Origin of the sequence: Paenibacillus solani (assembly GCF_001277345.1) — a bacterium.
GTDB lineage: Bacteria > Bacillota > Bacilli > Paenibacillales > Paenibacillaceae > Paenibacillus_AQ > Paenibacillus_AQ solani.
In genome coordinates this window covers 15,452-31,030 of the sequence record NZ_LIUT01000008.1, presented here as the reverse complement: position 1 = coordinate 31,030, position 15,579 = coordinate 15,452, and the positions used below count along the sequence as shown (strand labels likewise).

Here is a 15,579-nt window from a genome sequence, read left to right as displayed (position 1 = left end):
GCCGTATACCGAACGGTACGTACGGTGGTGTGAGAGGTCGGCTACTCAATTAATGAGCAGCCTCCTACTCGATTGTTTCGAGCGGCCTGCGAAATTGCCTCTCCAATTGCAGCCCGCCATGACGATCTTCTTTTAGAAAGGAAGGGTATAGGTGTATTTTTTGCTTTTTCCTAAAACCGGATTCTTGAAGTCAAAATGGAGCTTACCGCCGGTGTACCCTGTATAGGTCAATCCGTCGCCGAAATAGCCGACCTCATTCGATGGATACTCTTCAATCATCTTTTGGCTTTCTTCATCCACAATTTCAGGATAGATCAACTCGGCCTTATTTGCCGTCGGATGCACAGCGTACAGCACGGCTTGTTTATACGAGCGGACGAGCAGGAAGTCCGCTTCAATGGCTTCTACAACAAAATGGTCATCCACGCCTGTGAGCGCAGCCAAATCATAAGTTTTGTTGGTTTTACCGTTCGGGTTAACCAGCTCAAGCGTGCTGCCGTTCATCATGGCAATAAGACCTTTATAGCCGAGCTGATCCTTTTTGTAGTTAATTCCGGCAAAATTGGAGTGAGTGGTTTTCGTTTGTTTCAAGATTTTGTTGTCTTGAATGAGCAGCCGGTATCTTCCTTCGTGAATATGAGGCTCGCCGTAGTAATTGGACAAGTTAAGAACATAGGTGCTGGGATTGACCCGATGTGCGTTTAAGCTGACGATATCCATATTCTCAACCGGCACTTTGCCTACTTGAACAGGTGTTGTCCCGGCTTTACCCATGGATAACATCCCGTTCTCTTTATTCAGCCAGAACAGCATGTTGGCTTGGGAGGTGACGGCATAGCTAGACCAAGAATTAAAGGTCGTTCGAAGACCGGATTTACTGTCATACTTCAGTGGTATGCCGAAGGCCTTTGTAATCAGACTGGCCGGAACGTAAGTCACACCTTTCTTCACCACCGGAGGTGCCTCGAGCTTTAGAGCAGTTCCCTTGGCAGGGACAGCCCGCGATTGTCCAATGATGATGCGGACAGATTGCGTAGGACTGTTAATGTACAGATCATGTTTACCCGAAACCGTCAGCTGCAGCTGGAGCTGCTCTGAAACTTCCTTCAGCGGAATGAATACGACGCCTTTATTCGTATAAGGTTTATGCTTTACATCCAGCACACTCCATGTCGTCTTGCTCTGTGACGCGGAGGAGGCTGCTGCGTGAGCAGGGATTGTACTAAAAGATGAAGTTGTGAGCATTAATGTCATGGCTAAGGAAGCGGTACCCGCTATTTTGATGAATTGCCTGGATTTCATGTTATTTCCTCCTTCTGGTTTTCAGTCTCGTCTATATAAACGACTATAAAATGGGAAATGTTTCATCAAAACACGATATCAGGTAAAAAAATGATTGCAGTAAATCAGGTTTCAAGAGACTTGAGCCATGGTCGGATGCTGGTCAGCCTCAGAAATTCCTTCCATTTCATAACAGGCCAACTTATACTATTAGCAAAAAGATGTAAATTCGCTTATGAAGGATACCTTCGGCTCAGCCCTTCCAGCAGCTCCAGGCATCTTGTTATGGGCCAAGCGTTTCGCATCGAATGTGAACATGTTCTAATACCTATCCTTCAATTTGCAGATGTATATAACTAAGGGAGGCCGGAGTATGACTTGTCCAATATGCCGATATGAAACCGAAGACGGAAAGTATTGCAAAAAGTGCGGGGCAAGACTAATTACACAGGACACTTCTGTAATAGCCGACCTGCCAGAGCAAGGAGCAACGCCTCAAATCCATCGTGTCAGGCAAAATGTCAGCAGCAAAGTCGAGAAGCCCCGGGTAATCAGGGACGAATCTGCTCTTCCGATGTACACGCCGCCGGACATCCCGGTCCTTACGGCAAGTCGGCAGTATTCAGAAGAGTCAGTTAAAGCGAACCCTTATTGGACCAGCTTAAAATTATACGGACAGCTTTACGGAGATTATTTTCTCAAAGGGTTAAGGCATCCTTTCCGTGCAGCTTCCGCAATCGAAAAGAGCCAGTTTCTATATGCGATCGTATCCATGATGCTTTACGTCTTGCTCTTACCGCTCGCGATGTACGCTGCAACTCAGCATGAATGGGGAGGAGTTTCTCAAGGCACATTTGCGGATCACTTCCTGAAGCCCGTCATGTCGATTTCGATATTTTTCATCTTGCTGAATCTCTTTATCTTCACTGCAATCAAGCTGTCGTTTAACCCGGCTGTGAAGCTGAAAGAAGTCATGACGCGGTTTGGCTCGATGTTGTCCATATTCATTGTCCTGTATATGGTCAGTTTCTTATGCTTGGTTATGAATGGTGATATCTCGAAGATGATTATCCTTCTAACGTTCCTATGCACGGTCATGACCGTGCCGTTATTCGTTATGACAAGCTATAAGAGAAGAGTGACTAGCGGCCTGGACCCCCTGTATGCAATCCTGCTGGTATATGCCGCATCGATGCTAGTACTTTCGCTTATGGGCAGTTCCGTGATTGAATCTATAATTGCTCCTCTATAAGGAATTTAATATTTATAATGAAAAAAAACAGCAGGCTCCTGCGGGTAAGACCCGAAATAGGAGCTTGCTGTTTTTAGGGGTGACCATGGCGGGATCCTCCGGATTTACTCGACCCACCACCGTTTGAAATCCTTCCACCAGGAGCGTTCTTCCTGTTTCTTGGTGGATTCTGCAGGGTCTTCCTTCTTCGCAGGTTCGCCATTTCCATGTTCATCACAATACTCGGTAGGCTCCGTGCCCTTTATGAAGACCTCCAGTATCTTATCCGGACAGTCTGCACCTGCAAGCTTGCCGGTCTTCGGATCAACATAAGTACTGATGACCTGATTCGGAATCGGAAAAATTTTGGGTGGTACGTTCTCTAAAGCTTTCTCCGTATACTGTGCGAAGATCGGTGCTGCCCGACGTCCATCGATTTTGTTGATTTCTCGTCCCTTGTCATATCCAACCCATACGGCTGTCGACAGCTCGGGAGTATAACCCACGAGCCAGGCATCCGTGTCGGTCGTCCCTGTCTTTCCGGCAACCGGACGTTTCATCAGAGAAGACACGCGGTTGCCTGTGCCACCTGTCTCGAATACTCCCTCCATCATGCGTGTCATCACGTAAGCTGCTGCAGGCTCCACCACTTGTTCTCCTGTATCATCGGGAGCCGTATACAATATGCGGCCGGCAGCATCTGTAATGCTCAGCACGGCAACAGGGGGAAACCGCTTCCCGTTGTTGGCCATCACGGCATAAGCAGAGGCCATTTCCAGTGGGCTGATTGGAGAGGTCCCTAAGGCTAGGGAAGGGACGGGCTCCAGTGGACTGGTAATGCCCATCTTTCTCGCCATATCGGCAACCTTTTCGGGACCGATCTTCATAATCGTATTCACGGCATATATATTATCCGAGGCAGCAATGGCCTCACGCATGGGGATTTCCCCTAAATATTTATCGCCGAAGTTGCTGGGCTGATAGGTCTTACGGTTGTTATCGTAATGAAAGAGTGTAGGCTGGCTGTTAAATACGCTGGTGCTCGTCATATCTTTGGATGCAATAGCCGTCAAGTACATAATAGGTTTAAACGATGAGCCAGGCTGTCTCGTTCTAGCTAAAGCATGATTGTATTGACTCTCCCGATAATTCTTTCCGCCAACCATGGCTTTGATGTGGCCGTTTCGGGGATCGATGGATACGAGAGCCGTCTCCAGCTCGCTTTTGCTGTCCATGCCCCCGGCTACCGCTTCTTCGGCTGCCTTCTGAGCCTGCGGGTCCAGCGTCGTATAGATGTTAAGTCCGCCTTGTTCCAGCTGCTGCTCCGTTATGTTCAGCTGTTTGGTGACAAGACCTCGGACATAGTCCCGGAAATAGGAAGCAATCACCTTGTTTTCCTGCCTGTCCTGTGGGAGCAGAGCGAGCTTGGTCGATGTGGCTTTATTCGCCTCGGCCTCCGTGATGAATCCGGTCTCTGCCATGGCATTCAGGACAATATGCTGTCTTTTGATGGCGTTGTCCATATGATTGTAAGGCGAGTAATAGGTAGGCCCTTTCGGAATGCCTGCCAGCATTGCACTTTCGGCTAGGGTCAGATTCTTCGCCGACTTGCCGAAGTAAAGCAGGGACGCCGATTCAATACCATAAGCCCCGTGGCCGTAATAGATTTCGTTCAGATACATTTCAAGAATTTGGTCTTTCGTATATTTCATCTCAAGCTGGGCGGTGAATTTGGCCTCCTTGAGTTTGCGAGTCCATGTTTTCTCATGAGACAGGTATAGGTTTCGCGCGAGCTGCTGGGTTAATGTGCTTGCTCCCTGCTTGCGGTCCATATGCTGCAGATTGACCAGGAGGGCTCTCGCCATGCCTTTTATATCAAAACCCGGATGATCATAAAATTTCCGATCCTCCACCGCCAGGGTGGCCTGAATCAGGGAAGGCGATATATCGGCCAAGCTTACTTGTTCAGAGGTGTGTCCTGTGGCAGAGAAGGTAGCGATAAGGTCACCTCGGCTATCAAGCAGACGGGAGTAGCGGGATGTTTCCGCGACAGGCAGCGGTGTAATAAATAGATAGGCGAGCAGAATGCCGCCAGCGATGATGGAAACACATAGGAGTGCGAACAGAAATGCAGTGAGCCGGACGAAACGACGTTTGCGCTTGGGTGATTTTTTGTGTCCCGGCATCTAGGTTCTCCTTCCAGTCCTTTTTTGTAAAAAGCAGGGCTTTATGCATCCAGGCACGGAGGCGAACCTGCTGCCCTTATTTTCCTTTCTTTTCTATATAGTATGGGATTTCAGAGAGTAGGATATTCATCGAATGGGGGATGTTTTGGAGATCGTTCGTCTGGGCGGGAACTTTTGGTTGCAATTTGGGCTTGATCTAATATAATACAATTTGTTTGGTACAATAGAAAAAGTGTGAAACTGTAAGCTAAAGGCACCTGCCCCGAATAAAGTTTTACGGCTTGGATCTGGACGGCTGAACATTATTCTAGCGGAAAGAAGGTAGAGACGATGGAATTATGGTACACAGAGAAGCAGACCCCGACTTTTGGCATCACGGCTAAGATCCGGGAAACATTTGTACATGAGAAGACGGAGTTTCAACAACTGGATATGATCGATACCGAGGAATTCGGGCGCATGCTCGTTCTGGACGGGATGGTTATGACTACAATTAAGGATGAATTCGTCTATCATGAGATGGTCGCTCACCCAGCGCTAAACACGCATCCAAATCCGAAGAAGGTTCTTGTTGTCGGCGGCGGTGACGGCGGTGTCATTCGCGAAGTGATCAAGCACTCGGGCGTAGAGAAGGCTGTGCTTGTTGAGATTGACGGAAAAGTAATTGAATATTCAAAACAGTATCTCCCTGAGATCGCAGGCAAGCTGGACGATCCGAAGGTTGAAGTGCTGGTTAATGACGGATATATGCATATTATCGAGCATAAGAACGAATACGACGTGATTATGGTGGACTCCACCGAGCCTGTGGGCCCGGCTGCTCCATTGTTTGAGCGCGGATTTTACCAAGGCATCTATGAGGCGCTGAAGGAAGACGGTATTTTTGTAGCGCAAACAGATAACCCTTGGTTTAAGGCAGATCTGATTCAGCAGGTTAATAAAGACGTGAAGGAAATCTTCCCGATCGTACGCGTATACGGAGCCAACATTCCAACTTACCCTAGCGGTCTGTGGACTTTTACAATGGGCAGTAAAACGTATGATCCGCTTGAAGTGGATGAGTCCAAGATTGATGAGATGGATACCAAATACTATTCGCCTCGCCTGCACAAAGCTGCATTCGTGCTGCCTAAATTTGTTGAAGACCTGGTGAAATAAGGAGGAGCGTATAAACTGATGAAACTGGATCAAGGTTATTCCGGCAACGTGTTTATTTTGAGCTCCGAGGATTATGAAGGGTCCAAGGCGGTCATTTACGGTATGCCGATGGATTTCACGGTTAGCTTCCGTCCCGGCTCCCGCTTCGGCCCGGCACGTATTCGCCAGGCGTCCGTAGGCTTGGAAGAATACAGCCCTTACTTGGATAAAAGCATTGAAGACATGACGTATTTCGATGCAGGCGACCTGATGCTGCCTTTCGGCAATGCCGGCCGCAGTCTTGATGTGATTGGCGATTATGTTGGTAAGCTGCTGGATGACGGGAAATTTCCGATCGGGCTTGGCGGCGAGCACCTCGTATCCTGGCCGATCATTCAGAAGGTGTATGAGAAGTACCCTGATCTCATTCTGATCCATATTGATGCCCATGCTGACCTGCGCGAGCATTATGAGGGAGAGCCGTTGTCCCACTCCACGCCGGTCCGCAAAGCGGCGGGCATTATGGGCGGCAAGAATATTTATCAGTTTGGCATCCGTTCGGGCTCCCGTGAGGAGTTCCAGTATGGACGCGAGAACATCAATTTCTATCCGTTCGAAGTGGCGGCACCTCTTAAGGAAGCTCTGCCTTCCATGGGTAATCGTCCGGTCTATGTGACCATCGACATCGATGTGCTTGATCCTTCGGCAGCACCGGGTACCGGTACGGCTGAAGCCGGCGGCATCACATCGAAAGAGCTGCTGGAAGCCGTGCATCTGATTGCAAACTCCGATGTGAATGTTGTAGGTTGCGATCTCGTGGAAGTGGCGCCGATCTATGATCCGACGGAGCAGACCCAGATTGTAGCTGCGAAGCTGATTCGTGAGATGTTGTTGGGATTCGTTAAGTAGTCCACCCACCCAAACCCTCCCTGCCAGGGAGGGCCCCAAGGGCGCTGCCCTCTGGACACCCGGAATGTTGGTGCCGGTGTTGGAGTGAGGATGGGAGCGGGGCTGGTGCTTGTGCCCGGCCACGCTCGTCCTCCCCTGCGGGGGCGTCCTCGTGGCCTTGGGTGCGACTCGTGTGCAGCCGCGGTTTCACCTCGCGGCTGTTTTTGAAAAAGCAAGCCCTCCCTACCTAAGCCTCGCGGCTATCGGGGAAGGCTTGCTTTTTCGCGTGCGGTCATGCAGCCGCGGTTTCAACCTCGCGGCTGTTACTGAAAAAGCAAGCCCTCCCTACCTAAGCCTAACGGCTATCGGGGACGGCTGCTCTTTCGCGTGCGGTCATGCAGTCGCGGCTTCACCTCGCGCCTGTTTTTGAAAAAGCAAGCCCTCCCTATCTAAGCCTAGCGGCTATCGGGGACGGCTTGCTTTTTCGCGTGGGCACGGCCCGCCGGTGCTCCCTGGCGGTTCGCTCGCGGGCCCGCCTTAGGGGCATGCAGCCGAGGCTTCGCTCCTCGGCTGTGAAGAAAAAAGGAAGCATCCCTTGTCTAAGCCTAACGGCTATCGGGGGATGCTTCCTTTTTTTATTTCAGGGTGATATTGAATGCGGAGCCAGGGGCGCCGGCAAATACTACGGTTCCATTAGCTGGGAGTTTTACCTCGTTAGAGCCGCTGATCAAGCTGTAGTTAACTACCGTGCCTGCCTCGTCATATACGACGAATGCGCCTTGGGCCGGCAGAGTTACGGTCATCGTCTTGTCTGCAGATTGCTTCGGAATGGTAAACCATTTTGCATAACCGTCAGATTGCAGAGTGACGGTAGATTTTTTTCCTTTATACAGCGGCTTTACATTCTTGCCGCTTACAAACAGGGAACCTGCAGCTTCGAGATATTCTACGCCTTTTTCCTTATAGAAGTGGAATTCGGACGTATCGCGGCCGGCCATAGCTGGTATCTGATGTTGACTCACTGCGGTATCCGCATCGATGATCTTCTTGTCGATCATATAGCCTTCCTGACCGTTTTTACTGCTGATCACGACTGTCGGTTTCGTGATAAGGTACATGAGCGATGTGAATTTTTCGTTTAACGGATAGAACGTTTCACCTTCACGCTTGTTCCAAGCAGCGGTGATGTCATTGGACAAGGGGTTTGCTTCCAATTTCTCGGCAGTATAATGGGATAACGCCATCTGTCCCAATCCAGGAATGGAGACATATTGTCTTACCCATACATAGATGCGGTCATTACTTTCTTTGACGAAGCTGACCTTGACGCTGCCATCCGGACTGACAAACGTTCCATCAGCGGTGTATACATATTTCTCAGCAGGGTACTCTGGCATCATCGGTACGGTAATGGACAGATCGCCGTCCTTGATGTCGACTTTCATCTGCTGACCCGTCGCCACATAGTAACCGGCAAATTGTGCGATATCGTTTGGCATATCGGCCTTAACCGGTTTGCCGAATGATTTGTCTGGCTTAATTTCCTTGATCTCGCCTTTTTCCTTGAGTGCATTTAGCAGAATATCGTTGGCGAGCAATTGGTTGGTTGAACTGGAACCGCCGGAAGACAACACAGCAGCGGCCATGTTTTGCTCAGGCAGAACAACGAGTGAAGCGTGATACAGAATAGTATCGCCGCCTTTGGTTACAGCTTTCATATCATATTGATTAAAAGGGTACAGTCTTACGCTGTCCCAGCCAAGGCCGTAATCGAATGAGTTATCGGCATCTTCAGGCCACAGTCCCTTTTTATATTCCTCTTGCTCCATGGCTTTAACAGATTTATCGGATAGGATGTCTTTAGCATCTCCGGTAAAGATCTGCGCGAATTGCACCAGGTCTTCCGCCGTAGAATAGATGCCACCGGTTCCGATCACATTGACGGTTTCGTTAGGCAGTTGTCCTTGATTCGTAGGGAAGTACAGGCCCGCCATTTGGCTTGATTTTAAAGTGTCCTGGGATGTCTTGGTGTGATCCATATCAAGCGGCTCGGTAAAATTTTGATGAATGAATGCGGTAAAATCCTTGCCACTTACTTTCTCTACCAGTATCTCTGCAAGTGTGAATCCATCGTTACAGTACACCGAGAATGCACCCGGTTCTGCTTTCAGGTTCTGGGTGGACAGCTGCTTCAGCAGCGTGTCATGTGCATGAGAATCATTATCTTCGAACAGAAAAGCATTATTCAAGCTTGAGCCTTGAAGTCCGGAGGAGTGGTTGAGCAGCATGCGCGGTGTGATTTTGGTGTATCGCTCGTCTTTCATCTTGAATTCCGGTATGTACTGAACCAGAGGAGTATCCAGGTTGATTTTTCCTTCGTCTACTAATTTCATGACCGCAGCGGCGGTGAATACTTTACTTGTGGAGCCGATGCCGTACATCGTATCTTTGGTCAGCGGGATTTTTCCTTCGATATCATTGACGCCTGCTTGCCCAGATACGGTAATTTCGCCGTGATCGATGAGGGCATATTGCACGCTAGTTGTCCCATACGTCTCGGTGAGCAGCTTCGCTTTTTCTGCGGCGGTTTTCTGCAGATCCTGGTTTGCAGCGGCAACCTGGCTGTTATCTGCTGCCATGACGCTGGATGGAAGAACCAGTGTGACGGCCAGCAGGGCGGTGAGAAATCTTGATCGTCTTTTCTTCAATGAATCATTACCTCCTTAAGGTGAATGTAATAGTTAGTACGTTTTACCAACCGATATGGTTCAACCTTTCTTAAATCTTCTGTAAATTTGTTAGAACAGCGAAAGGGGAAGGAACGATAATTTCCTTTAGCGGAGCGGGTTAGGGAGGATGTGGGCCGCAGAAAAATAACTCAAAAAAAAGGTATTCCCTCATAGCCGTCAAGGCTACAGGAAATACCTGGGTTTGTTAACTAAGTACAATCAGAAGGGCCGACGTGGTTCCGACAAAACAACCGGCCAAACAATCCGAAGGATAGTGAAAGCCGAGATATATGCGTGACAGACTGACCGTAAGCGCCAGCAGGATCAAGAGCAGTGACAGCCAAGGCGTTATAAACAGAAACGGGGTCACGATAGAAAATATGGCCGTTGAGTGTCCGGATGGAAAGGAATGGTCCTTCATCGGTTTTTTCTCAAACCGGACTTTTTCGAGCGCCAGGTAAGGTCTGATGCGCCGCATTTTCTTTTTGATGAGCGCCGTAACCAGAAAGCTGAGGGAGAGGGCAATGAAGCTTTGCCACCCCATCGTATTCCACGGCTCCGGTGCAAAAAACGCGATCGAAAGTGTCAGCACAATGGTAAAGAGAGCACCCCCCATATGGGTGACCAGCGAGAGCATCGAATCCACCGTTTTGTTGCGGATCTTGCGGTTTAACCAGCGGAAGATAAGGTGGTCATGTTGCTGCAGCCACTCCACTGAACGAGTAATCATTGTGAACAGAACACCTCACATTGTATTTTGGTAAGCTTTCAGCCTGACGTTAAAGCCGAGCTAGCGTGTATGCTTGTAAGGGACAGAATCATAAGGTAGACAAGAGCCTACATACGACAGTATACAGGAGAATTGTTAAGCGCGGGTATGATTGATATGTAATTTTTCATAAAATAAGTTTTTTAGTTTCTGTTTTATCCGGGATGATTGACGTTCTAGCGTACGAACCATGCCACCATAATTAGGGTTCCCCAGGAAGGTGGACTTGATGTTCCCCATGTTCGATGAGGCGGAAATCCGATATAATGAGAGCATCAAGCCAAGCATAAGGAGGACTAGCATGAAATTTCGCGTTTCTGCCGTGCAATATCATCTGCACACCATTCAATCCTTTGACGATTTCGCCCGTCAGTCGGAGCATTATATCCGGACGGCTGAGGAATTTGAAGCGGATTTTGTGCTGTTTCCGGAATTCTTCACGACGCAGCTGATGTCCATCGGGGACGATCAGGGTAAGGCGTTAACGATCAATGATCTTCCGGATTTTACAGACCGTTACCGCGAGCTGTTCCAAGGCTTTGCGAAGCAATATAACATGCATATTATTGGCGGGACCCATGTCATTCGCCGGGAAGAGAAGCTGTACAATGTGGCGCATCTGTTCTATCCGGACGGCCGCATTGCGGAGCAAGCCAAAATTCATATTACACCTTCAGAAATTACGGGTTGGAATATGGGAGCGGGTGAGGGGCTCCAAGTGTTCGAAACGGAAAAAGGCACCATTGCGATGCTGACCTGTTATGACATCGAATTCCCTGAGATCGTGCGCATGGCGAAGGCCAAAGGGGCCGACGTTATTTTCTGTCCATCTTGTACGGATGACCGTCATGGATTCCACCGCGTGCGCTACACCAGTCATGCCCGCGCGATTGAGAATCAAGTGTACGTGGTGCTGACCGGTACCGTAGGCTCACTGCCTACGGTGGATCTGATGCGTGCTAACTTCGGACAGGCGGCCATCATTACTCCGAACGATATTCCTTTCCCTCCACAGGGTTTGCTGGCCGAGGGAGAGTTGAACAATGACATGATCATTACAGCTGATCTCGATCTGGATTTATTGTATCAAGTGCGCGAGAAAGGATCCGTCACGACATGGCGCGACCGCCGCACGGATTTGTATCCCGATTGGGAGTAAGCACGTTTATCTTCCTTGAGGAAAATAGGACAAAGGCGGTGTAGAGGAAATGGCCCGGTTTTATCAACAATTCTATGTATTTGACGACACCCGGCCGGTGCCGGTTGTCATTCGAAGCTACACACAGGAGGATTTTGATGAGCTGATCGTCATTCAATCCGAGACCTTCCCGCCTCCATATCCACCGGAGCAGTGGTGGAACAAGGAACAGCTGATGCAGCATGTCACCTTGTTTCCGGAGGGCGCCCTATGCGCCCAAGTGGATGGCATGCTCGCCGGGTCGATCACTTCGCTCATCGTAGATTATGATCCGATGGAGCCTGCTCATTCCTGGGCGGACGCTACGGATAACGGGTACATCCGCACGCATAATCCGGACGGGAATACGTTGTACATCGCCGACATTTGCGTCAGACCGCGCTTTCGAAAGCTTGGACTGGGTAAATGGCTCATTCAGTCGCTGTATCATGTAACCGTGGAGAAAGGGCTGGACCGGCTGCTTGGCGGCGGACGGATGCCAGGCTATCATCGGCATGCCCATGAGATGTCGGCTGCAGATTACCTGGATACTGTTGTCCGCGGTGATCTCAAAGATCCGGTGATTACCTTTCTGCTGCGGTGCGGCCGCACGCCCGTCGGGGTAGCGGCAGAGTATTTGGAGGATGAGGAATCCCGCAATTATGGAGCTTTGATGGAATGGAAGAATCCATTTAGAAGATAATCGTTTCATTTTGCACCGGATATTTGAACACGGCTTCAACAAAGAGGAGGTAGTTTCATTGGTAATTATCATTGCGTTATTATTTCTAATAGCAGGAATCCTTTTTATTGTTAAATCAAAGAAAGATAATAAGAACAAGAGATTGTTTAGGTGGATCGGCATCTCGCTTATTATCATGACTATATTTTTTCTCGTGTTTGGTACTTTGCAGATTATGGATGTTCAATCTCATAAAGTAGGACATTGAGATATCATAATCCAAGTTTTATGTTGATTGAATTTATCTCGCCAAATATACAGATTAAATTACTATACTAATGAGGAGGTCTCATTTAATGGAATATATTCGCATAACGAGCATTGATGATTCTTTGTTCCGCAGCATGCACAATCTAATGAAGGAAGTGTTCCCTCCGGAAGAGGTGCTGGAGTTCAGTTTATGGAAGGAGCCGCTGGAGGATCCGGGCATTCGGGTGTTTGTTGCCTTGCATGAGGGCGAGGTGGTCGGTACGACGGAATACCGCTATTACGAGGATTGGAATGTAGCGATGACCGATTTTACCATTATCGGGCGTGAAGGGCTCGGGATCGGACGATTCCTGGCACAGCATCGCTTGAAGGATCTAAATCAATTGGCGGCAGCAAACGGCAAAGAGCTGCTAGGCATGTTTGCTGAGATTTACGATCCGTACCGGGTGCAGGATTATGAATTTGGCGGGGTAAAGCCGATGGACCCTTTCGTCCGTCGCGAGGTATTGTCGCATCTTGGCTACAAACGCACGGATATTGATTATGTTCATCCTTCGTGGAGCCAGGATGGTGAAGCGGTAAGCGGCCTGGATCTCTGCTTCATGCCGGGGGACGATGCTGCTGCTGAACTTCCAGCCGAGTTGATCGTGAACTTCCTGAAACGCTACTATTCGGTGCTGCCGGAGAAACCACAAGCCTGGGTCGATATGGTGACCCAGCTGGAGGCACGGAAGACGGTATCCTTGCTGCCGTTGTAACCTAAGTAGTTACGTGAATGCCTGATTCGTTTCAGAATCAGGCTATTCCATTGTTCTTATGCACATAGTGTGTAATGTTTTGGTATTCTATATAGTAGATTAGCTAGGCGGGGCCAGGCTGAACCATTTGATAAACGTAGGAAGAGACCCTTTGCACAACGGTTTGTCTTAGTGAGTATGCGTTGTTCGGTGTTTTTTCTTCTTATTTTGCTAAAATCCTCATTTGAATTGCATGGCTATACTGGATATAGTAATACAATAGGTAAGGAAAAGAGGAACGTATATGAACGACCGACATCGAGTAAGCATCCGTCTTCAGAGTCTTCATGAAGGAGAGAACACGGTGCAGGAGCTTCCAGGAGAAGCGTTTATCAAGGGAAACGTGCTGTATGTTCGTTATATCGAACCAGCTGATGGCCCGCATCAAGGGGAAACCCGGGCGATGCTTAAGCTGTCAGAGGGTGAGTTGAAGTTGATCCGTCACGGCCAGGTGGAGTCCGAACAGTCGTTTCGTCTTGGGCAGCAATTGCCGGGATATTACCGATCCCCATTCACTTCATTTCAATTGTCTACGCACACCCGGCATTTGGAACTGGCGCTTGATGGCTTATCCGGCCGAGTGGCCTGGGCGTATGATTTATATGTGTTCGGCGAGTTATCGGGACACTTTTCTATTAGTTTGACTATTCGGGAGGCACATGAATAATGACAATGAATCCATTAGATCACATTAACGGGCTGGTTGCAGAAGCGGTGGCAGATGCTGCCGTTGCTGCAGGATTGGTTTCCCGTGAGGAGCTGCCGGGCATTACGCTGGAAGTTCCGAAGGATAAGTCGCATGGCGATTTGGCTACAAACGTAGCAATGCAGCTGACGCGAATTGCCAAGAAGAACCCGCGCCTTATTGCGGAAGCTATTCTGGAGCATCTGGATACAGCTAAGGCTTCCATTGAAAAAGCTGAAATTGCCGGACCAGGGTTCATTAACTTCACCTTGGACAAGGGATATCTCTATCCGATCGTTGCCTTGGTACAAGAGCAGGGCGACAACTACGGGCGGATTAGCACAGGCAAAGGGCAAAAGGTACAGATGGAGTTTGTCAGTGCCAACCCGACCGGAAGCCTGCACCTGGGTCATGCCCGTGGAGCAGCCGTAGGCGATGCGCTATGCAATGTACTCGATTATGCAGGATATGAGGTAACACGGGAATACTATATCAATGATGCAGGCAACCAGGTTGTAAACCTGATTAAATCGCTGGAAGCCCGTTATTTGCAGGAACTGGGACAGAATGCCGAGATGCCGGAAGACGGATACCACGGCGAAGATATTAAAGGATTCGCCAAAGAGCTGGTAGCCGAGAAGGGCGATTCTTTGCTGTCCATGGAACCAGGCGAGAGAGCGGCATTCCTTCGCCAGTTTGGTCTGGAGAAAGAACTGGGCAAAATCAAGCGCGACTTGAATCGATTCCGTGTACATTTTGACGAATGGTTCAGCGAAACGTCATTGTATGACAATGGCCTTGTAGAGAAGTCCTTGGAAGAACTGAAAGCCAAGGGCGAAGCTTATGAGAAGGATGGGGCGACTTGGCTTCGTACAACCGACTATGGCGACGACAAGGATCGAGTTCTCGTTAAGAATGATGGGACCTATACTTACCTGACACCGGATATTGCATACCATCGCAATAAATATGAGCGCGGCTACGACAAGATCCTCAATATCTGGGGAGCTGACCACCACGGTTATGTTCCACGCATGAAAGCTGCGATGGAGGCCCTCGGCAATGACCCGGACAAACTGATTGTATTGATCGCTCAGATGGTCAGCCTATTCCAGGATGGCGAGAAAGTGAAGATGTCCAAGCGTACCGGTAAAGCGGTCACGATGGAAGATCTGATGGATGAAGTCGGCGTAGACGCTATTCGCTATTTCTTCACCATGCGCAGCATGGACTCGCATCTGGATTTCGATATGGACCTGGCGGTGTCTACGTCCAATGAGAATCCGGTCTTCTACGTACAGTATGCTCATGCTCGTATTTGCAGCGTATTCCGCCAAGCGGAGGAGCAAGGTGTCAGCGTGCTGCCACTTGCCGACGTGAACCTGAGTGTTCTTACGACCGAGCATGAATACGACATTTTACGCAAAATGGGAGAGCTGCCGCAAGAGGTGTCGCTTGCTGCGGAGAACTATGCACCACATCGACTCATCCGGTATGTCTATGAGCTGGCATCTTTGTTCCACAGCTACTATAGAGCCGAGCGTGTTATTACGGAAGATGCGGACCAGACGCAGGCCCGCTTGGCATTGCTTGGAGCCGTTCGTACGGTTATCGCTAACGTGCTTCGTCTGATGGGCGTTTCGGCACCGGAGCGGATGTAAGAGTCTTAACCTTAATATGTGAGAACAGCCGTCTTCCCTCAGGGAAGGCGGCTTCTGTTTCGTATGGGGGTTTCCCGCATGGGTTG

General features: G+C 49.3%; 12 protein-coding genes. 8 read left to right on the top strand and 4 right to left on the bottom strand.

The annotated features are described in order from the left end of the window. Positions 1 to 132: 132 nt before the first annotated feature. Positions 133 to 1,302, bottom strand: a complete 1,170-nt coding sequence (locus AM231_RS24245) for a copper amine oxidase N-terminal domain-containing protein (RefSeq protein WP_054404950.1) — start codon at positions 1,300 to 1,302, stop codon at positions 133 to 135. 352 nt (positions 1,303 to 1,654) lie between these two features. Here AM231_RS24245 and AM231_RS24240 point away from each other — a divergent pair, with 352 nt between their 5' ends. Continuing rightward, complete coding sequence (locus AM231_RS24240) at positions 1,655 to 2,533, top strand: hypothetical protein (RefSeq protein ID WP_054404948.1); 879 nt, start codon at positions 1,655 to 1,657, stop codon at positions 2,531 to 2,533. A 104-nt stretch (positions 2,534 to 2,637) separates the two neighbouring features. Here the strand turns inward: AM231_RS24240 and AM231_RS24235 are convergent, their stop codons facing one another. After that, a complete protein-coding gene (locus AM231_RS24235) occupies positions 2,638 to 4,698 on the bottom strand; it encodes a transglycosylase domain-containing protein (protein ID WP_054404946.1) in 2,061 nt (686 codons plus the stop codon). Between the two features lie 330 nt (positions 4,699 to 5,028). Between AM231_RS24235 and speE the strand changes: the two genes are divergently transcribed. Further along, a complete protein-coding gene (gene speE, locus AM231_RS24230) occupies positions 5,029 to 5,856 on the top strand; it encodes a polyamine aminopropyltransferase (RefSeq protein WP_054404945.1) in 828 nt (275 codons plus the stop codon). Between the two features lie 18 nt (positions 5,857 to 5,874). After that, positions 5,875 to 6,744, top strand: coding sequence for an agmatinase (gene speB, locus AM231_RS24225; RefSeq protein ID WP_054404943.1), 870 nt, complete (start codon positions 5,875 to 5,877; stop codon positions 6,742 to 6,744). Positions 6,745 to 7,358: 614 nt separating this feature from the next. On the opposite strand, the gene AM231_RS24220 is transcribed toward speB, so the two are convergent. Further along, entirely contained in the window at positions 7,359 to 9,431 is a 2,073-nt protein-coding gene (locus tag AM231_RS24220; RefSeq protein WP_054404941.1) for a serine hydrolase domain-containing protein, read from the bottom strand. 226 nt (positions 9,432 to 9,657) lie between these two features. Next, positions 9,658 to 10,182, bottom strand: a complete 525-nt coding sequence (locus AM231_RS24215; protein WP_053490652.1) for a phosphatase PAP2 family protein — start codon at positions 10,180 to 10,182, stop codon at positions 9,658 to 9,660. A 340-nt stretch (positions 10,183 to 10,522) separates the two neighbouring features. Between AM231_RS24215 and AM231_RS24210 the strand changes: the two genes are divergently transcribed. The 5 genes from AM231_RS24210 to argS all read left to right on the top strand — a co-directional run bounded on the left by AM231_RS24210 (position 10,523) and on the right by argS (position 15,493). Next, positions 10,523 to 11,380 (top strand): carbon-nitrogen hydrolase family protein, encoded by an 858-nt coding sequence (locus AM231_RS24210; protein ID WP_054404940.1) that lies wholly within the window; start codon positions 10,523 to 10,525, stop codon positions 11,378 to 11,380. Positions 11,381 to 11,429: 49 nt separating this feature from the next. Beyond that, positions 11,430 to 12,101, top strand: a complete 672-nt coding sequence (locus AM231_RS24205; protein WP_054404938.1) for a GNAT family N-acetyltransferase — start codon at positions 11,430 to 11,432, stop codon at positions 12,099 to 12,101. Between the two features lie 335 nt (positions 12,102 to 12,436). Next, entirely contained in the window at positions 12,437 to 13,108 is a 672-nt protein-coding gene (locus AM231_RS24195; RefSeq protein WP_054404934.1) for a GNAT family protein, read from the top strand. A gap of 283 nt (positions 13,109 to 13,391) precedes the next feature. Then, positions 13,392 to 13,814 (top strand): YwiB family protein, encoded by a 423-nt coding sequence (locus AM231_RS24190; RefSeq protein WP_053490647.1) that lies wholly within the window; start codon positions 13,392 to 13,394, stop codon positions 13,812 to 13,814. Then, entirely contained in the window at positions 13,814 to 15,493 is a 1,680-nt protein-coding gene (argS, locus tag AM231_RS24185) for an arginine--tRNA ligase (protein WP_053490646.1), read from the top strand. Before AM231_RS24190 ends, argS begins: the two co-directional genes overlap by 1 nt. The last annotated feature ends 86 nt before the right edge of the window (positions 15,494 to 15,579 follow it).

What these genes read in the sequence shown, in the direction of transcription:
- AM231_RS24245 (WP_054404950.1), bottom strand. Translation starts at nt 1,302, where the DNA reads ATGAAATCCAGGCAATTCATCAAAATAGCGGGTACCGCTTCCTTAGCC.
- AM231_RS24240 (WP_054404948.1), top strand. Translation starts at nt 1,655, where the DNA reads ATGACTTGTCCAATATGCCGATATGAAACCGAAGACGGAAAGTATTGC.
- AM231_RS24235 (WP_054404946.1), bottom strand. Translation starts at nt 4,698, where the DNA reads ATGCCGGGACACAAAAAATCACCCAAGCGCAAACGTCGTTTCGTCCGG.
- argS (WP_053490646.1), top strand. Translation starts at nt 13,814, where the DNA reads ATGACAATGAATCCATTAGATCACATTAACGGGCTGGTTGCAGAAGCG.
- AM231_RS24205 (WP_054404938.1), top strand. Translation starts at nt 11,430, where the DNA reads ATGGCCCGGTTTTATCAACAATTCTATGTATTTGACGACACCCGGCCG.
- speB (WP_054404943.1), top strand. Translation starts at nt 5,875, where the DNA reads ATGAAACTGGATCAAGGTTATTCCGGCAACGTGTTTATTTTGAGCTCC.
- AM231_RS24215 (WP_053490652.1), bottom strand. Translation starts at nt 10,182, where the DNA reads ATGATTACTCGTTCAGTGGAGTGGCTGCAGCAACATGACCACCTTATC.
- AM231_RS24195 (WP_054404934.1), top strand. Translation starts at nt 12,437, where the DNA reads ATGGAATATATTCGCATAACGAGCATTGATGATTCTTTGTTCCGCAGC.
- AM231_RS24190 (WP_053490647.1), top strand. Translation starts at nt 13,392, where the DNA reads ATGAACGACCGACATCGAGTAAGCATCCGTCTTCAGAGTCTTCATGAA.
- speE (WP_054404945.1), top strand. Translation starts at nt 5,029, where the DNA reads ATGGAATTATGGTACACAGAGAAGCAGACCCCGACTTTTGGCATCACG.
- AM231_RS24210 (WP_054404940.1), top strand. Translation starts at nt 10,523, where the DNA reads ATGAAATTTCGCGTTTCTGCCGTGCAATATCATCTGCACACCATTCAA.